Consider the following 21,819-nt stretch of genomic DNA (forward strand, 5'->3'; position numbering starts at 1 on the left):
AGGAGAAACCCATGAACGACGCCACTGCCGAAGAGGCGTACGCCGACAGCGTCGAAGGCGTATGCGCACTGGTCGACCACGTCCTGCGGGAGGCGACCGGTGAAGCACCGCCCGACACCACTCCCGAGACGGAACTCCTCCTGTCCGGCCTGCTCGACTCACTCACCATCATGAAGATCGTCACCGTGGTCGAGAGCGCCTACGGCATAGCCCTCGCCGAACGGGCGATCGTCGCGGCCAACTTCCGCACCCCCCAGACACTGTGGCGAGCGATCCAGGCCGAAGCGCACACCCAGGACGGCTCCATCGGAGTGCGCGGATGAGCGCCCTGGGACTCGACGGAGACTGGGCCGAGCGGGTGCAGTCGACACAACGACGGGTCGAAGGGGTCACGGACGCCCTCCAGGGCGCCGACTTCCGCACCCAGTGGAAGACCCTGGCCGACCTCGGGCTCCTCGCCACCCCCATGGACACCGCCGCCAGCGACCCCATGGCCGCCACCGTGGCCGACATCGAAGGGCTCGGCAGGGCAGGGGTCGCCCCGGGCATCTGCTACGCGGTCACCTCACAGATCTTCGGCATCCAACTCCCCCTGCGCGCCGTACTCGACGAAGCGGCCTGGAAGCGGCTCGGCGGCGCACTCACCGGCGATGTGGTGCTGTGCCATGCGCTGACCGAGGACGGCGGGGGCAGCGATCCGCTGTCGATGACCACGCGCGCCGTGCGCGAAGCCGGCGGCGACTACCGCATCACCGGCCGCAAGGCGTTCATCACTGCCGCACCCGTCGCCGACCGGGCCCTGATCTTCGCGCGCACCGACGAGGGCCGACACCCCTTCGCACTCACCCCCTTCCTGGTGGACCTCCACGCCGAGGGAGTCACGCGCAGCGCCCCGTTCGCCAAGCTGCCCCTTCCCGACGTGCCCATGGGCGCGATCGACTTCGACGACGTCCTGGTCCCCGGCGACCAGCGGGTCGGCGAAGAGGGCTCGGGCCTTGCGCTGCTCGCCACCACCACGGCATGGGAGCGGGCCCTCCTCCTCGCGTACGCGCTCGGCCCCATGCAGCGCGTCCTCGACCGCACGATCGACTGGGCCCGTGGCCGGGTGCACTTCGGCCGGCCGATGGGCGCCAGCCATCTGGTCGCCGCACGGATCTCGGACATGGCCCTGGCCCTGTTCCGGTCCCGTCAACTCCTCTACGGCATGGCTCGACGGCTCGACGCGGGCGAAAGGCCCAGACGACTGGCCACCGATGCCGCACTCACCAAGATCTCCATCTCGCAGGACTACGCCGAATTCACCCGGCACGCCACCGCGTTGGGCGGTGTCCGGTCCTTCGTCGAGGAAACCGGTCTGACCGCCGATCTCTTCGGTCCGATGGCGAGCGCCACCTACGCCGGCCCCAACGACCTGCTGCGCATCGGTGTCGCTCGGGACCTGGGCCTGCCCGTCCTGAACTGACCTTCCCCTTCGAGCAGGGAGAGCCATGAACACCAGCACGACGTCCGAGCCCTCGGTCCTGGACCTCGCCCGGCGCACGGCCGAACAGCTGGCAGAACACGCCGCCGCGGTGGACACGGGCGCGGACCCCCGCCCCAGCTACCAGATCATCAAGGATTCCGGGCTGCTGAGCGTGCTGCTGCCCCGATCGGCGGGCGGCAACGCACTGTCCTTCACCCAGTACACCAAGGTGCTGGAGGAGTTGGCTCTCGGCGACGGCGCGGCAGCGCTCGGGTTCAACATGCACAACGTGGCCATCGGCTCGCTGTGCGAGGCGGCCGACGCGGATCTGCCGAAACCGGCACGGCGCTTTCGCGACTGGACCTTCGAGGAGGTCGCCCGCAACGGCAGGATGTTCGCATCGGCCACGTCGGAGCCGGGTTCGGGTGCCAAACTGCGCGGATTGAGCACGACGTACGAGCGGGTCGGCGACGGCTATGTCCTGCACGGACGGAAGTCCTTCGTCTCGCTCGCGGGGGTGGCCGACTACTACGTGGTCGCCGCGGTGCCGGAGGGCGCCGACGGACACGACGAGGTGTCCCACTTCGTGGTGGCCAAGGACGACCCGGGCGTCACCTTCGGGGACGTCTGGGACGGGATAGCCCTGCGCGGTACCGAGACGGCCTCGATGACCCTCAACAAGGTGGCCCTCGGGGAGGAACGGCTCTTCCTCGGAGTGGACGGCGTGTCCCTGTTCAAACTCGTGCGCGAGCCGCACTGGATGGTGGCCGGATATCTCGGCGCCTATCTCGGAATCGCCGGCGCCATTGTCCGCTACACCACCGAGTTCGTCGCGGCTGCGCCCGGACGGCGCGACTCCGCGGTCGTCCGGGCCGAGCTGGCCGAGCTGGTGGTCCAACTGGCAGCCGTGCGGTCCCTGACCTACACGGCTGCCGGGCTCGTCGACGAGCAACGGGGCACCTTGGCTGCCAACACCGCCGTGCACGCCGCCAAGTACCTGCTCGGAGAGGTGGCCCCCCGGCTCGCGGTCAGTGCCGCGCGCATCTGTGGATCCGCGGGCATGCGCCAGGGCGCGCCGCTGGGCCGACTGTTGCGTGAATCCGCCTTCTGCGCGGTGATGCCGGCGAAGCCGAACGAGTGTCTCGAATACATCGGCAAGGCGACCCTCGGATTCAACATGTTCCACGCGCACACCGTTGAGTGGTGATCCAGCAGCCGCCCCGGGAGGGGCGGCGCCCCCTCCGCGCAGGACAGACAGGCGGGACACTGACAACACGACCCGGGGCCGCTCGGAGCCATGTTGTGGGCTCAGGGAGATGGGAGCGCCAAGGGGTTCCCGCCCGCCTGCCGGACCGCCAGTCCGTCGAGGACGATCGTCAGCTTGCGCCAGAGGTGCTCGTGCGGCGCGTCCTGGACACGTCGGAATGCCGCGCGGACCTCAGGAGCTTCGAAGGGCTGGGCGTCCGGTTCCTGATGACCACGGGCGCGCAGATGCGCGATCTGCGCGGCCCCGTCATGGATCAGATCGAGGACGGCATCGACGGCCAGCACCGCGTCATCGATGCCGAACCCCAACGGCACCAGCCCCTGGACCAACTGCTCGAACCGTCTGACAGCGGCCGTTTCCAGCCCCGCTGCACCGTCCGTCAGCAATCCGGCATAGCGGGTGAGCAGCTCGAAACGGGTCCTGGCCTCGGTCTCCAGATAGTTCCGCCACCCCTGCTCACCACCGGGGAGAGGGGCGTTGGCGAAGGCTTTCTCCAACGCTGAGAGCAGGAGGTCGTCGAGGCTGTCGATATAGCGGTACAGGCTGGCAGGGGCCGCACCCAGGGCGCTGGCGACGGCGTTGATCGAGACCTGCTCGATGCCCAGCCCCAGAGCGGCGTCGACGATCCTTTCGCGGCTCAGTCGGGGCTTCGGTCCGGGGCGCCGGCGGGATACGGGATTTGTCTTGGGAACCACGGGGACAGCGTAGTGGTCCACGCTGCCTGGCCGGTTCTCACCAGGGCTCTGACCTCGCCCGATAATTGCGAATCGGATTCGCAATTAAGTAGGGTGCTTCTGACTTCATCGAGGAGGGGTGGCATGCAGAGAATGCCGTTCGATGCCGGCGCCGCCGTGCCCACGGCCGAACACGGCACCCGCACGGGCGCACACACACCGGGCGCTGCGACAGAGGACCGGCCCCTGCCGCTCGCATGCCCCCGACGGACGGTGCGTTGACGTGGGACGTCTCGTTCTGGATGTGACACCGCTTCGGGGCCGTGCGTTCCGGTACGTGTTCATCGCCCGTACCGTCGCCGTGTTCGGCCTGGGGTTCGCCATGGTCGCCGTACCGCTTCAGGTCTATTCCCTCACCGGTTCCACGGTCGGTGTGGCGTCGGTCAGCGTGGCAGTGGGCGTCGCAGCCTTCGTGGGCACCCTGCTCGGCGGGGTGTTGGCCGACCGGGCGGACCGTCGGCGGGTCATCCTCGTCGCACGTTCCGCGGCCGGCCTGGCCTTCGCCGTACTCGCGGTGAACGCCGCCCTCCCCGAGCAGCACCTGTGGGTGATCTACCTCTGCGGGATGGTCGAGGGCATCGCCGACGGTGTGTCGGGCACGGCGTTGATGGCCGCGACGCCCGGTCTGGTGGCCCATGACAAACTCCCCGCAGCCGGTGCCCTGCTCGCGCTCATGGCCGACCTCGGCTCCGCAACGGCCCCCGCCCTCGGTGGACTGCTCGTCACCGCCACGGACTTCTGGGTGAACTACGCGGTCTGCGCCGGCGCCGGGGTGATCACCGTGAGCTGTCTCACCCGGCTGCCGTCGATGCCTGCGACCGAGGCCGCCCGGAGCGAAACCGTGCTCCAGTCACTCGGGGCGGGCATCCGTTTCGTCTCCCGCGACCGCATCGTGGGTCCCGCGCTGCTCGTCGGTGTGATCGCCATGGTGCTGTCGGGTTGGAGCGTTCTGCTGCCGGAGTACGGGGAGCACGTCCTCAAGGTCGGGCCCGAAGGACTGGGACTGCTCTACGCGGCCCCCGCTATCGGTGCCCTGATCGGCTCCCTGACCAGCGGTTGGACCGGCACAGTACGTCGAACCGGAGCCCTGGCGATCGGCGCGGTGCTGGTGTCGGCCGTGGGACTCGCCACCACGGGGCTCGGGGGAGGGCTCATCTGGGCCCTGGTCGGGCTCGCCGTGTTCGGCATCGGCCGGCTCGCCGGTGATGTCCTGCGGTTCACGATCGTGCAGGAGAACACGCCTGACCAGTTCCGCGGCAGGGTCGCCGGTCTGTGGACCGCACAGGTGACCACCGGGATCGCCCTGGGAGCCGCGGTCGCCGGTGGCATCTCCACCGTCGCCTCCCCCCGTGACACCTTTGTGCTCTACGCGGCGATCGGAGTGGTGAGCACCCTGGTTGCGGCCATGACCCTGCCCACCCTGCGCAGGTTGGTGCGATCGTTGTGAGTTGCGCTGAGCTGAGCGGTGTCGCTCTGAGCTGGGCTGAGCCGAGTTGGGGCATCGGCGCCCACCCGTCCCGGTGATGGAAGCCGATCGATGTGCTACCAGCTCACCTGAAGACTGCGGGGGCCGCGCGAGGTGGAGCCCAGCCGCCACTCCACCGCGTCGGCCGGCTCGTCGAGCCGTAGGGTCGGGAAGCGGGCGGCGATGCGATGCAGACCCAGCCGGAGTTCCAGCCGTGCGAGCCACGCCCCCAGGCAGTAGTGCGGACCGGCACCGAAGGCGAGCGTGGGCCGCTCCAGTGGTGCGAAGAGATCGTCGAAGGGACGGGGTGGATAGACGTCCGGGTCCCGATTGGCCAGGGAGCAGTCGGCCAGCACCACGGATCCGGCGGGAATCAGGACACCTCCGACCTCGACGTCCTCCGTGGCGTGACGGGCACTGCCCCGGTCGTCGCCGAGCGGCACCAGATGCAGGAGCCGGTCCGCCAGCACCTCCGCCGCCCCTTCGTCGGACCCCAGTCTCCGCCAGACCTCCGGGCGTTCTCCCAACAGATACAGCAGGGTGTTGCTCAGCATGGTCATGGTGCTGTCGTGACCTCCGACCACCAGTCCGCACACCAACTGGACCAGTTGCACCTCCGGGATGCCGCCCTCCTGGTCGGCGGCGGTGACCAGACTGCTCACCAGATCGTCCCCGGGCTGATGACGTCGACGGTCGAGCAACTCGGCACCGAAAGCGGAGAACTCCGCCAACACGTCCGACACTTCCTTCTCGTCGTGCGAGCCGTCCGAGAAGGCGTGCTCGGCCCAGTGGCGCAACTGGGGACGCACCGAGTCATCGAGTCCCATCAACCTACTGATCACCATCACGGGCAGGGGAAGGGCGTACTCGGCCACCACGTCCACCGGTGGTCGCTTCTCGGCCAGCGCATCGAGGCAGCCCTCGACCATCGCCGCGATCCAGGGCTGCCAGCGGGCGACCGCCCTCGGGGTGAACGCACAGCGCAGGATGGCCCGCAGTCGCAGATGGTCCTCACCGTCCTGATTGAACATCAGATCGGGGTTGCTCACGAGATCGGGTGCGGCGGCCAGGGCCGGTGCGTCCGCCGCGTACAGGGGAGAACGGGTGAACCGGGCGTCGGAAAGCACCTGGCGTACGTCCGGATACCGGCTGGCCAGCCACGCCGGTGTGCCGTCGGGAAGCCGGGTGGGCCGGGGCGGTCCCACCTCACCGAAGTCGATGCGGTGCATCGGCGGCTTGGTGGAGCGGTGGGGACATGAGTCGGCGTTCGAAACGGTGGACATGGTTCCTCCTGGCCCCAACGATGAGGTGGGCAACAGCGGTCGGTCTGCACAGCGCGGACGGCGGCGAACCACCCGGGCGGATGGAGGCGAAGGGGCGAGTGGCCCCGGGCTGACGGGGCAGCGGCATGGACGCGCGGTCTGGAAGGGACCCGCCCTGCTCCGCAGCGGTTGCGGGGAGGTGCCGTCAGAGCTCCACCAGCACCTTTCCCATCCGCTTGCGCTGGTCCTGGTAGAGGCTGGCGTACGCACCCGGGATGCTCTCGAAACCGTGGTGGAAGGTGTGGTCGCACCGCACCTCACCGCGTCTGATCCTGTTGCCCAGATCGGTGTGGAGCGCCTGCCAGTTCGCGGCGGTGAACCATTCGAGCGAGAAGATCCCGCGGATCGTCGCACGAGGGAACATGATGTAGGGCAGCAGACGCGGACCCGTGTCCTCCCGCCCCACCTGGGTCGCCCACTGCCAACAGACGGCGACCTGACTGCCGACATTGAGCCGGGCGAACACGGCATCAGTGAAGGCACCGCCCAGATTGTCGAAGTACTTGTCCACACCGTCCCGCGCGGTGCGGCGCAGCGCCGCGGCCACCCGGTCGGCACTGTCGCCGCTGCGGTACTCGATGACGTCGTCGAAACCCAACTCAAGAAGCCGCTCCGCCTTCCAAGCGGATCCGGTGGACCCCACCACCCGTGCGCCCGCACGCTTCGCCAGTTGCCCCACCAGCGAGCCGACCTGTCCCGATGCCCCGCTGACCACCACCGTCTCACCGGGTCTCACCGTCATGAACTTGGTCAGTGTCCCCCAGGCTGTCATGCCCGGTCCGCCCAGGGCGCTCAACGCTGTGGCCAGCGGCAGGGCATCGTCGTACCACCGCGGATCCAGCCTGCGGTACGCGGGAAACACCATCGGGAAGCGACCCGTCTGCCAGGGGGAGGCCGCTCCGGTGCTGATCAGATGCGTACGCCAGCCGCCGAAGCCCTGCACCAGGTCACCGACCCCGTGCGCGGCCCGTGGGCCGGCTTCCACCACTTCCATGATGGAGTCCGCCCCCATGTGGTCCCCGAGCGGAGTGTCCAGAGCGATGCCCTGGAGATAGGGGTCGACCGAGACGTACAGCGTCCGCAGCAGCATCTCATCGGGGGCGAGATCCACCACCAGGTCCTCGACCACCTTCTCGTAGACACGCTCCACATCGGGAACGCCCTCCATGTGTTCCCGGACCACCCATTTCTGGGTCTTCATTGCGGCTCCTCGATCGCATGGCTCATTCCGCACCCCTCGGCACTGCCTCCCGTGTGTGCTCCGTCCGCCCCGACGCTTCGTGGGGACCCGAGGCGCCGTTCTGCGCGGCGCTGCGGATTCCCACGGGGATGACGACATGGGTCGGAGGGGGGCCGCTCTCGTCCACCGACGCGGTGAAAGGACGCTGATCGTCGCGGCAGACGAACTGCATGACGTGACGTCCTGCCGCCGCGGCCCTGATGAGTCCACCCGTGGTGGCCCACACCCCGGACTGGTAGAAGTTCGCCAACCCCGGCACCCCGGGCCCGTGCTTCTTGACCAACTCCTCCAGGGTCTCCCCGCTCTCCACGAAGGGTTGCCAGCCGAGGACCGTTCCGTCGTAGTTGCCCGTGTAGCGGACCTGGGTGAGCGGACTCGACACGTCGCGCACCGCAATCGCGTCCTCGATGCCCGGGTAGAGGTCCTCCAGGAACCCCACGATCGCGTTGCGCGCCTGTCGTTTGGCCGCGTAGTACCCCCGTCCGTGCCGTACCGGCAGGGTGTGCAACTCCTGGCCGCCGCGCCGCCGACTGGCCTGCTCGGGGCCTTCGTCGAGGGCCCGCCACGGCTCGATGTCACTGAAGTAGGTGGCGTAGACGACCGTGGTGTCATGGGGGGACAGCTCCGGGTAGTGCAGGCTGCGGAACTGCACATTGATGCTCGGATGGCGGATACCGGTGAGTTGCGCCGCCAAGGAGTCGTCCAGGAGGTGCGTCGTGCACGGCTCCCCTTCGGGAAACGGACGTCTGAGACCGAGGAACAGGGTGAAGTAGCCGGGGAAGACCATGCCCGGTTCGAGGATCGTCTCCGTGTACAACCGACGGTAGGCATCGTTGAGGTAGCGGCCCTTGAGCAGCTTCATCATGGTGGTGTGACCATCACAGGCGGAGACCACGATGTCCGCCCGGTACACCCGACCGTCGGTCAGCCGGACGCCCACCGCGCGGTCGCCCTCGACGAGTACCTCGTCCACCTTCGCGTTGTACGTCACCTCACCACCGAGCCGGCGAAAGCGCTGCTCGATGGAGGTGGCAAGACCCAACGATCCGCCCTCGGGAACGCCCGCGCTGAGATTGGCGTGCGATGCCAACTGGAAGTGGAACGGCAGCACCGGGAACGCGGAGTGCTTCTCGTAGAGGATGAAGTTGAATGCCTCGCGCAGCAGCGGGTCCTTGAACCGTGCGGAGTACTGGGTCATCAGTACGGTGATGGAGGTGCGGATGACGTTGAAGTACGGCAGGAACGAGGCCAGCATGCGCCAGCGTTCGGCCCTGCCCATGAGACCGACCGGTTTGAGGAAGGGGTAGACCGCGAGGCACCGGCGAAACGCCCGCAGTTGGTTGCAGAACTTCCGGATCAAGGGGGCGTCGGCGGGGGAGATCTCGATGAGGTGGGCCTGGAGCCGGTCGGGGTCCGAGTAGAAATGCACGGACCGGCCCTCGCGGTCACGGACGATGTTGAACACGTCGAAGTGGCGTATCTCCTTGCCCTGGAGGGCACCCAACTCCAACCAGATCTGGTGCATCTCATTGCCAGGACCGCTCCCCAACAGCCAGCTGATGCAGCAGTCCAGGGTGAAGTCGCCGCGCTCCCAGGAGGTACAACAACCTCCCGGGATCTCGTGCATCTCCAGGATGTGAGTCCGATAGCCGTTCATCTGGGCGTAGCACCCGGTGGACAGTCCACCGAGCCCCGCTCCGATGACGATCATCGTTTCTCGCTCGCGCGTCGATTGCGCCACGGATTCCCCTTCTCCCGTGCCGGACGCCCGGGGACTCGTCGTCATGAACCGGAACCGTCCCGACCAGGCCGTCGATCCAACTGCGGCAGGTGCCCGAGCTTGTCGCGATGCCAAGGCTCGGTCGGTGTGCTCTCCCACGCGGTGAAGGGCAGCCCCCACTCCTCGCAGAGGTACTGGGTGACGAATCGGCCGGTCGATGCGGCGCGGATCAGCCCGCCGAGGCCGACCCACTGGCCAGCCATGGAGAAGTCACGCAGCCCCGGCAACCGCATGCGGTCCTTGCCGACGAGTTTTGCGGCCACGTCGTCCGCTTCCGAGAACGCCTTCCAGGCCAGGATGCTGCCGTCGAAGTTCCCGGTGTACCGCTTGGTGGTGGCCGGTGATGCCACGTCGACCAGTTCGATCCGGTCGGCGATGCCGGGGCGGTGCCGCTCAAGGAACTCACGGACGAACGCCGCCACACGGCGCTTCTGCGCCCAGTACTCCTTGCGGTCGCTGGAACGCAGCTTCTTCCAGTAGGTGTAGTCGCTGAAGTAGGTGCAGTGGATCACCGACTTCCCCGGTGGTGCGAACCCGTCGGAGTAGCGGGAGCGCAGTTGCACCACGAGGCTCTGTTGCAGGGCGCCGGGCAGCCGTTCGGCGTCTTCGGGTGAGAGGAGGTAGGTGGTGCTGTGCGTCCGGTCGTCGCCGAGGTCTCCTTCCACACCGACGAAGGCGGAGACCACGGCGGGGAAGAGGGTGCCGGGGGCGTTCAACAACTCGTCGTAGAGCTTCTCGATCCGCGGTCCGGTGTACCGTCCGCCGAGGAGTGAATAGATGGTGGTGTGGCCGTCGCAGGCCGAGACGACATGGTCGGCGTAGTACCGCTTGCCGTTGGTCAGCTGCACTCCCACCGCGCGGTCGTCCTCCACCAGGACCCGGGCGACACGGGCCCGATAGCTGATCGAGCCGCCCAGCGAGGTGTAGCGCTCCTCGATCGACCGGGCCAGACCGAGCGATCCGCCCTGCGGAAATCCGGCGTTGCGGTGATGGGCGCCCGCCATGTTGAACAGGTAGGGCAGCAGGGGGAAGCCCTCGGGGTCCTGGAAGAAGATGTTGCGGAAGGCCCTGCGCAACAGCGGGTCCTGGAATCGGTCCGCGAAGTCGTGCATCGGTGTCGCCGCGGTCCGCCAGAACAGCCGGAACGCGGGGAGCACGGTCCTGAGGATCGCCGCCCGCTCCCGGACGGTCCGTAGCGCCGGTGCGGTCAGGAAGGGGTAGAGCTCGATGGAGCAGAATCTGCGCAGGTCCCGGCAGAAGGACTCGATCAGTCGTGCGTCGGCCGGTGACAGCTCCAGCAGATGCTGTTCAAGGCGCCGGGGATCGTTGTAGAACGTGACCGAGCGGCCGTCCTCGTCGACGACCCGGTTGAACATGTCGAAGTGGGTGATCGACTTCCCGTCGAGTGCCCCGAGTTCACGCCACACCTGGTGCGCCTCGTTCCCGGGCGCCGTGCCGATCAGCCACTCGATGCAGTAGTCGAAGACGTATCCGTCACGGGCCCAGGCCGTGCAGCAGCCTCCGGGAAGGACGTGCTTCTCCAGGATCAGGGTCTGCATGCCACTCATCTGGGCGTAGCAGCCGGTCGACATCCCCGCCACACCGGCACCGATGACGATCACCCGGGGTTTGGTGGTGGGCGTGCGCTTCCGCACGGGTGTGGTGGGCCGGCGGATGGTCCAGTCGGACGCGCCTTCATCGGGCATGGGCGGTTCCTTGCGTCGACAACACCCGGTGCACGAGTTCGGTGTTGCGGGCGAGATGCCCCGGATCGAGCATGTCGGCATGGATGCCCGAGCCGCGGAGCACGGTGTGTGCGGTGGTGGAACTGCCCTCCCAGGTGCCGTAAGCGCCGGCTGCGTAGAGCTCCGCCTTCTCCTCGTCCGTGATGACGCTGACCGTGGCCGCGACCTCTCCGAGGTTGGGGGTGCGACCGCAGAAGGCCAGGTACTCCGCGGCGTGCTCCAGCGTCTCCCGGGCGACGATGTCCGATCCCGTGTGTTTGCGCAGATGTTCTCGGAGCTCGCCTTCGAAGGCGTCGATGTGCTCTTGACCTGCGATGTACGGCTCCTGGATGCGATGGGAGTCAAGGATGATCACATGCGCCACCTCACGCCCCCTGCGCTCCAACTCCTTGGCGGTCTCGAAGGCGAGGTTGCCGCCGAGTGAGTAGCCGAGCAGGAGGCAGCGGCCCCGGGGTTGGACGTTCTCGACCAGATCGGCGTACCGGGTGACCTTGTCGCCGCCCGGTAGGTAGTTGAAGGCGACGAACCGGTACTGCGGCAGATGCCCGGCGAACCCCCGGTAGACGAGACCGTGGCCGCCCGCCGGCGGGAAGCAGAAGACGCGCTCACCCGGGCCGGTGTTGAAACCGATGTAGGGAGTGTGGTCTGCGGGTCCCCGTTCGACGAGCTCCTCCACCGCTGCGGCCATGCCGTGCAGGGTGGTGACCCGGTACAACCTGCTGACGGGGATGGTGATGCCGAACTCGCCCTGGAGGTGGTGGATCAGTTCGATCAGCTTGATCGAACTGCCGCCACATTCGAAGAAGTCGTGCTCCAGCCCGATCGACTCCCGGCCCAGCAGGGCCCTCCAGTGGTGCGCGACCCTCTCCTCGTACGGGGTGGCGGGCGCCTCGTACTCCGACTCCGCTTCGGTGTCGACTCCGTGCGCGGTCGGCGGCGCGGGAAGTGCGGCGGTGTCCACCTTGCCGTGCGCGGTCAGCGGTAGCGCGGGCAGTTCGATGAAGTAGGAGGGGATCATGTACGTGGGGAGGAAGCCGGCGAGATGGCGGCGCAGTGCGCGCGGGTCCACGGTGGCCCCCACCTCGGGGACGCAGTAGGCGCAGAGCGCTGCTTCGCCCCGGGCGTCCGGGCGCACCACGACCACCGTGCGTGCCAACCCTGGCCACTGGGCCAGTCGGGATTCGATCTCCTCGATCTCCATCCGATGTCCGTGCAGCTTGATCTGGGTGTCGGCCCTGCCCAGCAGGTGGATGCGCCCCCGCGCGTCCCAGCGGGCGAGGTCGCCGCTTCGGTACAGCCGGACGGGTTCGGCGTCGGGCCGGCGGCTCAGCCGCCGGGTGACGAACCGCTCCGCCGTCTGGTCCGGGTCGCCGACGTACCCGGTCGCCACTCCCGCGCCACCGATCCACAGCTCACCGGGGACTCCGGGCGGTACCGGCTCGCCGTGCCGGTCGAGGATGTGGAGGGTGCTGTTGGCGAGTGGCTCGCCGACCGGCACCATCCGGCCGGGCTCCAGATCGTCGACCGGACCCTCGAAGTAGGCACTGTCGATGGTGGCCTCGGTGACGCCGTAGGAGTTGACCACCCGGGTGAGCGGACCGGCCAGGGCCCGCAACCGCTGGTACTCCTCCACCTTCCAGGCGTCGGAACCCACGATCAGCAGCCGCATGAAGTCCAGTCCCACCGCATCGGCCTCACAGTGGTCCATCAGACCGCGCACCACCGCCGGGACGAACTCGGCGCAGTCGACGCCCTCCTCCCGCATCGTGCGGTACAGCCGCGCGGTGTCGAAGAGGAGATCACGGTCGACCAACACCAAACGGCCGCCGGAACACAGCGCCCGCACCACATCCCCCGTGAACACGTCAAAGGAGGGAGCCGCCATCTGCAGGTGGACACCGAGGTCGGCCAGCCCGTACTCGTCGTGCCAGGCGCTGTACGCGGAGGCGAGGTTGCGGTGGCTGACCTGCACCGCTTTGGGGCGGCCGGTGGAACCCGAGGTGTGGATGAGGTACGCGGGCGAGTCCGGAGCCACGGATCCGACCGGGCCCGAGAGGTCCTCGGCGCTGTGCGCGGGGACCACCGGGGTGGAGAGGGGGGTGTCCGGCGATGGGATGAGCGGACCGGACTGACCAGGTGCGGGCAACCCCAGCTCGGCCAGTGTGAGCGTCTCGACGGGCAGGCCCGGCAGCCCGGCCCGGCCCGTGATGTCTCCCACGACCAGCAACACGGCGTTCGATGCGTGCACCATCTGGGTGATCCGTTCCACCGGATGGTCGGGCTGGATCGGCAGATAGGCTCCACCCGCCTTCAACACCCCCACCAGGGCGACGATCAGCTCCGGTGACTTGTCGAGGCAGAGGGCGACCACCTCGCCCGGGGCGACCCCCAGGGCGGCCAGCCGCACGGCCAGCAGGTCGGACCGATGGTCCAGTTCGGCGTACGTCAGCTGCCTGCCGTCGCTTCCGGGTGCCGCGGGGACGCGTACGGCGATCGTGTCGGGGCGCTCCGCCGCCCGTTCCCGGATGCGCTCGTGCACGGCCACCCAGGGCTCGGATTTCGCGGCACCGCCCGTCGTGAGGGCGAGGCGTTGTGCACCACTCCACTCATGTGCCAGCCGATGGTGTTCCGCGCTCCCCAGCATCTCCAACTCGGTGACGGGCACATCGGTGGCAGCCCGGGTCAACTGGTCGAGGAGATGGACATAGTGCGACGCCATCCGCTCCATCGTCTCCGGCAGGAAGAGATCGGTGTTGTACTTGAACACACAGTGGAAGCGGTGTTCCGCCTCGTCCTCGTAGACGGAGAGCGTCAGATCGAACTGGCCCTCCTCCTCGGGGAGTTCGATGTACTTCAGACGGTATCCGTACTTCTCCGTCGCCACCTTGTGGGTGAGCAGGATGAACATGGCCTGGAAGACCGCGGACCGGCTGGGGTCGTGCTGGAGGCCGAGCTTGTCGACCAGCAGGACGAACGGGTACTCCTGGTTGTCCAGCCCGCCCAGCACGGTGCGCCGGACCTGTTCCAGGAGTGCTGCGACCGACGGTTCCCCCGACAGATCCGCATGGAGGGGGAGCGGATTGACGAAGTAGCCGTACACGGAGGAGAACTCCTGCCGGGTGCGGCCGGTCACCGGACTGCCGACGATGAGGTGGTCCTGTCCCGAGTACCGGTGCAACAGGACGTAGTAGGCGCTCAGCAGCACCACGAACGGCGTCACCTGGTGGGCACGCGCCAACTCATGCACGCGTGCACTGAGCTCGGTGTCCAGGACGAAGAACTCCGATGCACCGTTGTGGGTCTGCACGGCGGGCCGGGGCTTGTCGACGGGAAGGTCGAGGAGCGGCACCCTCTCCGGCAGGTGCGAACGCCAGTAGTCGAGCATCCGACCGGCCTCCGGGCCGGCCAGGAAACGGTTCTGGTCGTTGAGGAAGTCGAGGTAGCGGGCGGACACAGCCGGTAGCTGCGGTTCGGCGTCGCGCCGCAGGCCCTCGTAGACGGCGAGCAGTTCCTCGATGAAGGTGAAGGTCGAGATGGCGTCCGAGACGATGTGGTGGACCGCCTTCATCATCACCCAGCGGTCCGGAGCCCGTTTGAACAGTCGAAAACGAAACAGCGGGTCATGAGCGAGGTCATACGGCTTGCGGTACTCGCTGACGATCGTGCGGTGGACGTCCTCCCACGCCTGGCCCTGTACGTCGAACAGCCGCACGTCCGCGGTTGCGTCCTCGTGGACCCGCTGGACGGCCTGCCCGTCGACGAGGAGGAAGTTGGTCCGCAGCGCCGGATGCCTGGCGACCGTACGCCGCACTGCTTCGAACATCAGATCCGGATCGAGTTCCACCCCGATCTCCACGGCCCCGCCGATGTTGTAGGCGTAGCCGTCGGGATTGAGCTGCTTCAGGAACCACAACGCCTGCTGGTTCTGCGTCAGGGGGTACTCGTGCTCGTTCTCGAAGACCTCCCACGCGACCGGGGCCCTCGACTCGCTCTCGCTCGCCACCAGAGCCACCAGCGCTTCGTGCACCTGGGCGGTGAGGTCCGCCACCGGTGTGCCGCTGAGCAGCGCGACCACCGGCAGCGCGATCCCGAAGTCGGCCTGGATGCGGCCCCGCAACTCCATCGCCAACAGCGAGTCCAGACCGAGTACCCCGAGCCCTGCCGCCGCCTCGATCTGCTCGGGCGCGGTGCGCAGCACGGACGCCGCCAAAGCCGTGAAGCGTTCGGACACCAGCGAACGGCGCTCCTCCTCCGTATCGGCGGCCCGGAACGAGTCGATCAGGTCGTGTCCGGCGCTCAGCCGGCTCGAAGGTGCCGCGGCAGCCAATTCGGCCACCAGATCAGGAGCCGTGCCGTACCAGGAGATGAACACCGGCCAGTCGACCACGGTCGCCACGAGCAGTTGTGCCCGGTCCTGACCGATGATGCGTTCCAGCACGGCCATGCCCACGTCCGGTGCCAGCGAGCTCATGCCCCGGTTGTTGAGGTAGTGGTCGACCAGGCCCAGTTCCTCGATCATCCCGGTGGCCCACGGGCCCCAGTTGATGCTGAGGGCCGGCAGACCCTGCGCCCTGCGATGCTGTGCGAGCGCGTCCAGGAAGGCGTTGGCCGATGCGTAGTTGGTCTGCCCCGCCGTCGTCAACAGGGAGGCGATCGAGGAGAAGAGCACGAAGTGCTCCAGCGGCTCGTCCCGCAGATGGCGATGGAGGAGGTGCGCCCCGATGGCCTTGGGGCCGTGCACCGCATCGAAGGTCTCCCGGTCCATCTCCGGTACGAGAGCGTCCCGCACCTGGGCTGCCAGATGGAACACTCCCCGGATCGGAGGTGGATCGCCGCGCCGGTGCTCGTCGAGCCACGTGGTGAGGGCCTGTTCGTCGGTGATGTCGACCCTGGCGGTGATCGGCTGCGCCCCCAGCGCCTCCAACTCCTTGAGGAAGGCGATCGCCCGACCTTCGGGAGTGGTCGGATCGATGAGACGCCAGCGGTCGCGGTCGGGCAACCGGGTGCGTCCGAGCAGGATCAGCCGACGGGCACCGCGTTTGACGAGGGTGCGGCACAACAGCCGTCCCAACGCCCCGAACGCCCCGGTCACCAGATAGCTGCCGTCCGGTCGCAACCGCAGCGGGAGCGGCTGGGTCAGATCGGTCGCCTGGCGAATCCTGCTGGTGAGGCGGTGTGCGCCGCGGAGCGCGATCTCCTGCTCGTCCGGGGTGGTGATCTCATGCAGCAGGGCGCGTGCCCGTCGGTCGGCGATCTCCGTCCGCCGGGGGTCACCGTCCCCACCGAGGACGTCGTGGAGATCGGCGGGGTCGAGATCGATCAGCTTGCCGCGGTGCCCGGTCAGTTCCTGCTGCCACAACACCCGCCCGACCCCCCACGCGGGAGCGCCCAACGGTTCGACCGGCTCGCCGGGCAGCACGGACTGCGCGCCCTGGGTGACGATGTGCAGCCGACCGCTGACGCCGGAGGACAGCAGGGCACGGGCCAGTGCGACGAGCGAGTAGCTGCCGGTGTTGCCGTGCAGCGTCAGGTCCGTGGCCGTGCCGAGTGCCGGAAGATCCAGATTCCACAGATGGACCACCGCGCCGAAGGCGCTCTCACCGCCCATCCTGAGCTCGCAGAAGAGCCGTTCCAACTGCTCGGTCGACCCGGGAACGACCGTGAAGTCGCCGCCTGCGGAACGGGGTCGCCCCAGAGGCTCGACGTCGGCCCGGTAGGAGGCGCCCGGACGTACGAGATGGCAGCGCACCCCCCGTTCGGCGGCCAGCGCGGCCAGTGCCGCACCGACGCCCCCGGAGTCGGCGAACACGAGCCAGTCGCCCCGGTCGGCAGCCGCGACGGGAGTGATCGCCTCGACGCCGAAAGCCTGTGCGCCGGCGCTCGCCTCTTCCGTGGCGGGGGTGAGGGGTCGTTCGATCCACACCGTCTCGGTGAGCCAGGAGTCGATCGTCCCCAGACCGACCGTGGTGGAGGCCGCCTCCACATCGGCCACCCGGAACCCCGTGATCAGGCCGAGCGCCGTACCGTCCTCGGCATGGAGGGCGAGGTCGCCCACGAGTTCGATCCCGTCCGTGCGGCTCACGGTGGCGTGCACCCACAGGGGCTGGTCCCCGATGGGAGCGATGCCCACCTCGTCGATGGAGAGCGGCAGTCGGATTCCACTGTCCGAAGCCGGGGCCGCCGAGGGCAGCAGTTGTGGGGCGAGGAGCGTTTGGAAGCAGGCGTCCAGCAGGACGGGATGGATGTGGTGGCGGGCGGTGTCCCCGTCGATCTGTGCGGGTGCGCGCAGGCGTGCCAGGGCCTCACCCGGGCCGATCCACACTTCCTCGATGGCCTGGAAGGCCGGACCGTAGTGGTAACCCAGTGCTGCGAGGGCGCGGTAACACTCGTCGCCGTCGAGCCTGCGCAGACTCCGGGCGCGGACGGCGGCCGGCGCAAGGGCGGCACCGAAGGACCGGCGCTGTCCCGTACGGACCACACCGGTGGTGTGAACGGTCGGTTCGTCGCTCGTGCGCCCTCCACCACCGGGTGTTGAGGCGACGGTGAATGCTGCGCTCTCGGCTGAGAGGCAGAGCGTCACGGCCCTCCGTTCCCCTTCGGGCAGGAAGAGCGCTCTGCGCAACTCGATGTCCGCGAGGACCACGTGTTGGCCGTCCGTGAGCGTACGGACGGCCTCAGCGGCCATCGCCAGATAGCCCGCCGCGGGGAAGACGACGGCGTCCTGCATCCGGTGGTCGGCGAGGTAGGGGAGCGCCTCGCTGTCGATCTCGGCCTGCCAGGTCGGATCGGGATGGTCGGCGCGGCGACCGAGGAGCGGGTGGTCGTTCTGGCCGAGTCGCACCTGTGCGACCGGCGCCGGTTCCGTCCAGTGCCGGTCGCGCTTCCAGGGGTAGCGCGGCAGGGGCACGGGTGAGCCCGTGGGGTGGAGGACGTCCCAGGCGATGGGGACGCCGGCGTTGTGGAGCGTGGCCAGGGACGCGGCGAAGCGGTCGACTTCCTGCTCCTGGCGGCGGATCGACGGCACGACGTAACCGGTCAGATCCCGCTGTTCGAGGGACTCGCGGATGGAGTGGCCCAGCACCGGATGGGGGCCGATCTCCAGGAACAGTCGGTGTCCGTCGTCCGCGAGTCGGTCGACGGCGGCACGGAAGCGGACCCGCTCTCGTACATTGCGCCACCAGTACCGCGCATCCAACTCCGGCCCTTCGGCGACGCCTTCATAGGCCGTGGTGTAGAGCGGCACCCGGGCGGATCGGGGTTCGAGCCCGGCCAGCGAGGTCAGCAGCTCGTCCTTGATCAACTCCATGCCGGCGCTGTGGTAGGGCACGCGCACGGCGAGGAACTTGGTGAAGACCTGCTCGTTGTGGAGTGTGTCCGCGAGCTCGGCGAGTGCGTCCTCCTCACCTGCGAGGGTGACGGCTGTGGGGCTGTTGACCGCCGCGATCGACACCCGGTCCCCGTAGGGCAGGACACGACGGTCGGCCTCCTCCTCACAGAGGCTGACGGCGAGCATGGTGCCGGAGCCCGACAGTTTCTGCTGGAGGCGGCTTCGGTGCACGGCGATGCGCACCGCGTCCCGCAGGCTGTACACCCCGGCCTCGTAGAAGGCGGCGATCTCGCCGGTGCTGTGACCCACGATGGCATCCGGCTGCACCCCGTGTGCACGCCAGAGCGCCGCGAGCCCGATCTGGAGAGCGAAGTTGGCGGGTTGGGCGAGCCAGGTCTCACCCATGCGGGACTCGGCCTCGTCCGCGGTCATCTCCTCGATCAGCGACCAGTCGGTGAGTGCGCGGATCTCGTGGTCGCAGCGCAGGAGCGCCTGGCGGAAGGCCGGCTCGGTCGCGAGGAGTTCGCGGCCCATGCCCCACCACTGGGGTCCCATCCCCGTGAAGACCCACACCAGGCGTCGATCCGCCTCGTCGAGCAGCCGGCCCTGCACCACGCCCGGGTGGGGTTCGCCTCGTAGGTACGCCGCGAGGGCCTCGTCCAGCGATGCCCGGGAGGAGTGGACGAGCGAGAGGCGCGACTCCAGGTGCTGGCGGCGGTGGGCCAGGGTGTGACCGATGTCGGTCAGCGATGCGGCGGGGCCGTGGACCCCGGCGAGTTCGCCCTGGAGGCCCGCGGCGACCTGGGGGAGTGCATCGGCGCTGCGAGCGGTCAACGGGAGGATGTTCCAGGTGCGCTGCGATGGTGCGATCGAGGTCTGGTCCTCCTGTCGCGGCGGTGGTTCCTCCAGTACGACATGGGCGTTGGTGCCGCCGAAGCCGAAGGAGTTGACACCTGCTCGTGCGGGGCCGCGGTGTTCGGGCCAGTCGACGGCTGACGTGGGGATCTCATAGGGCAGGGAGGCCAGGTCGATCGCCGGGTTGAGGTGTTCCAGATTGATGTGCGGGGGGATGCGCCGGTGGCGCACGCACAGTGCGGTCTTGATCAGTCCGGCGATACCGGCGGCGGACTCGGTGTGGCCGATGTTGGTCTTGACCGATCCGACGTAGCACTTCGCGTCCGGTGCCCGTCCGATGGACAGTGCCCGACCCAACGCATTGGCCTCGATCGGGTCGCCGAGGGGGGTGGAGGTGCCGTGGGCCTCCATGTACTGCAAGTCGCCCGGGGTGACGCCTGCTTCGGCGCAGACGCGTTCGATGAGGGAGACCTGCGCATCAGGATTGGGCACGGTGATGCCGTTGGTACGGCCGTCCTGGTTGACCCCGCTGCCGACGATCACCGCGTGGATGGGGTCGCCGTCGCGCAGGGCGTCCTCCAGCCGCTTCAACGCGACCACGCCCACGCCCTCGGCCCGTACGTAGCCGTTGGCCGCCGCGTCGAAAGTGCGGGATCTGCCGTCGGGGGAGAGGAATCCGCCCTTGGTCTCGGCGATCGTGTACTGCGGTGCCATGTGCAGGAGCACGCCTCCGGCGAGGGCGAGCGTCGTCTCCCCGCGGAGCAGGCTCTCACAGGCCAGATGAACGGCGACCAGGGAGGAACTGCACGCGGTGTCGATGGACAGGCTCGGCCCGCGGAAGTCGAAGCAGTACGAGATCCGGTTCGACACCATCGTCATCATCGTGCCGGTGGCGGTGTGTGCGGCCAGCGACCCGAAGCCGAGGTCGGAGAACTGGAGGATCTTGTAGTCCAGGGTGAAGGCGCCCATGAAGACGGCAACATCGCTTCCCGCGAGGTCCGATGGCCGCTGACCACCGTCCTCCAACGCCTCCCAGGCCACTTCCAGGAGTTTGCGCTGTTGCGGATCCATGTGGTCCGCCTCGCGCGGACTGATCCCGAAGAACGCGGGCTCGAACTCATCGAAGCCGTCGATGTAGCCGCCCCGACCGCCGACCAGTCGCCCAGGCTTGTCCTTGTAGCGGCTGGCCAGCGTGGAGACGTCGTACCGATCGGCCGGCGTCGGCGTGATGCAGTCTTTGCCGTCTATCAGATTCCGCCAGAACTCCCGGTGGTCTGACGCGCCACCGGGTAGTCGGCAACCCATGCCGATGATCGCCACTCGGCCGCGCAGGGGATTGCGGGTCGCGTCAGCCATGGTCGAACTCCTCAATGTCGTGGCGCTGTGGCACGGAGGGACACGGTGGGGACTGCGGGTCACAGGGGCGGGGGCGGTATCGCTCGGTGGGGTCCCCGCAGGGCGCGCGGTGGGCACGCGCCCCGGCCGTCAGTTCCCAGGGGTGTCACCGCCGTCCCGTGGTGGGCGACGGGTGGGATGGAGCAGGCTGGCGACGATCTGGCCGGTGTCGGGGAAGGACGCCGGATCGCTGAGGCCGACCGCGACCGGCGCGCGACCGGGTCGCCAGGTGTAACTGCCGAAGAGGTGGTCCCAGACGGATAGGTCGGATCCGTAGTGACCTGCCTCGGAAAGGGCGGTGCTGTGGTGCAGGCGGTGCTGTTCGGGGCTGGCAAGAAAATGGTTGAGACGACCGATGTGCACATCAATATTGGCGTGGACGAAATACCCCTGGGCGGTCACAAAGAGTCCAACGACAAATACCGACTCGCGGGAGAACCCGGCCAGGGCCAGGGTGAGCTGTACGAAACCCTGGGCCAGGACGATATCGAGTACGTGGTTGACGCCGTTGTTGGCGACATTCACCTTCTGCGGGACGTGGTGCACACCGTGCAGCCGCCACAACAGGGGTTGGGTGTGACCCAGTCGGTGTACGAGATAGCTGGCCAGCGAGCCCAGTAACAGGGCGCTGGGGATCTCGGCCCACAGGGGGAGAGCGGGAACGGTGGGCGACAGGACCGCGACTGCGGTGCTCACCAGCGCCTGGGCCACGGCACTTCCCACCATCGTGAACAGGAAGTAGATGCCGTACCAGCGCCATTCGCTGCGGCTCGGATGCCACGCGCGGTTGTACGGGATCAGTCTTTCCAGGGCCGTCAGGTAGAGCAGGACACCCATGAGGAAGAGGGGGCTGACACGGGTGGGGTCCCAACCTCTGGCCAGTGTCACCACTCCGGTCGCCACGGTGGTGGCCAGGAGTGCGGGATAGGCCATGCGTTGCAGCACGGAGTCCGTGGAGCGGGTGGAACGGGTGGCCGCCTGCGCGGGGGCTATCTCGCCGTCGGGTGCTTTGCTGATCTCTTCCATCCATGGCTCCTCTGGGAGGGACACGGCACCGCGAATCGTGTGGAGCACGGAGCGGGGATGAAGCGAAGGTGAATCACCCAGGGGCAAAACCCGGTGAAAGGCGACCGGTGGGCGATGGTGTGTGACAAAGATTCTTTTGCGTGCTCGTGAGGTGCTGGAAAGCCAAGAGCGCCGTCGTATGGGAAACGGGATTCGAATCCT

11 protein-coding genes are annotated in these 21,819 nt (G+C 68.3%); 4 read left to right on the forward strand and 7 right to left on the reverse strand.

What is annotated here, in order from left to right:
* Positions 1–11 precede the first annotated feature (11 nt).
* The 3 genes from ACFXJL_RS27055 to ACFXJL_RS27065 are packed head-to-tail and all read left to right on the forward strand — an operon-like array spanning position 12 to position 2,669.
* Positions 12–323 carry a phosphopantetheine-binding protein gene (locus tag ACFXJL_RS27055; protein ID WP_329026692.1) on the forward strand — a complete coding sequence of 104 codons (312 nt, stop codon included), beginning with the start codon at positions 12–14 and terminating at the stop codon, positions 321–323.
* The gene (locus ACFXJL_RS27060; protein ID WP_358880412.1) at positions 320–1,462 is read left to right on the forward strand and encodes an acyl-CoA dehydrogenase; all 1,143 of its coding nucleotides are present in this window, start codon (positions 320–322) and stop codon (positions 1,460–1,462) included. Before ACFXJL_RS27055 ends, ACFXJL_RS27060 begins: the two co-directional genes overlap by 4 nt.
* Positions 1,463–1,487: 25 nt before the next feature.
* On the forward strand, positions 1,488–2,669 hold the full coding sequence (locus ACFXJL_RS27065; protein WP_358880411.1) for an acyl-CoA dehydrogenase family protein: 1,182 nt from the start codon (positions 1,488–1,490) through the stop codon (positions 2,667–2,669).
* 101 nt (positions 2,670–2,770) lie between these two features.
* Here the strand turns inward: ACFXJL_RS27065 and ACFXJL_RS27070 are convergent, their stop codons facing one another.
* On the reverse strand, positions 2,771–3,424 hold the full coding sequence (locus ACFXJL_RS27070; protein ID WP_384696596.1) for a hypothetical protein: 654 nt from the start codon (positions 3,422–3,424) through the stop codon (positions 2,771–2,773).
* A gap of 262 nt (positions 3,425–3,686) precedes the next feature.
* Here ACFXJL_RS27070 and entS point away from each other — a divergent pair, with 262 nt between their 5' ends.
* Positions 3,687–4,910, forward strand: coding sequence for an enterobactin transporter EntS (gene entS / locus ACFXJL_RS27075; protein ID WP_384696599.1), 1,224 nt, complete (start codon positions 3,687–3,689; stop codon positions 4,908–4,910).
* 95 nt (positions 4,911–5,005) lie between these two features.
* Here the strand turns inward: entS and ACFXJL_RS27080 are convergent, their stop codons facing one another.
* The 6 genes from ACFXJL_RS27080 to ACFXJL_RS27105 form a co-directional block, all read right to left on the reverse strand.
* A complete protein-coding gene (locus tag ACFXJL_RS27080; RefSeq protein ID WP_384696602.1) occupies positions 5,006–6,211 on the reverse strand; it encodes a cytochrome P450 in 1,206 nt (401 codons plus the stop codon).
* 184 nt (positions 6,212–6,395) lie between these two features.
* A complete protein-coding gene (locus ACFXJL_RS27085) occupies positions 6,396–7,451 on the reverse strand; it encodes an MDR family NADP-dependent oxidoreductase (protein ID WP_384696605.1) in 1,056 nt (351 codons plus the stop codon).
* 22 nt (positions 7,452–7,473) lie between these two features.
* Complete coding sequence (locus tag ACFXJL_RS27090) at positions 7,474–9,201, reverse strand: phytoene desaturase family protein (protein WP_384641139.1); 1,728 nt, start codon at positions 9,199–9,201, stop codon at positions 7,474–7,476.
* A 71-nt stretch (positions 9,202–9,272) separates the two neighbouring features.
* Positions 9,273–10,976 carry a phytoene desaturase family protein gene (locus ACFXJL_RS27095; RefSeq protein WP_384696608.1) on the reverse strand — a complete coding sequence of 568 codons (1,704 nt, stop codon included), beginning with the start codon at positions 10,974–10,976 and terminating at the stop codon, positions 9,273–9,275.
* Positions 10,966–20,553: an amino acid adenylation domain-containing protein gene (locus ACFXJL_RS27100; protein ID WP_384696611.1), complete on the reverse strand. Its 9,588-nt coding sequence runs from the start codon at positions 20,551–20,553 to the stop codon at positions 10,966–10,968. The genes ACFXJL_RS27095 and ACFXJL_RS27100 overlap by 11 nt, the downstream gene beginning before the upstream one ends.
* Positions 20,554–20,682: 129 nt before the next feature.
* Positions 20,683–21,618, reverse strand: a complete 936-nt coding sequence (locus ACFXJL_RS27105) for a sterol desaturase family protein (protein WP_384696614.1) — start codon at positions 21,616–21,618, stop codon at positions 20,683–20,685.
* Between the last annotated feature and the right edge of the window lie 201 nt (positions 21,619–21,819).

Source organism: Streptomyces sp. NPDC059256, from assembly GCF_042753785.1.
Classification (GTDB): Bacteria; Actinomycetota; Actinomycetes; order Streptomycetales; family Streptomycetaceae; genus Streptomyces.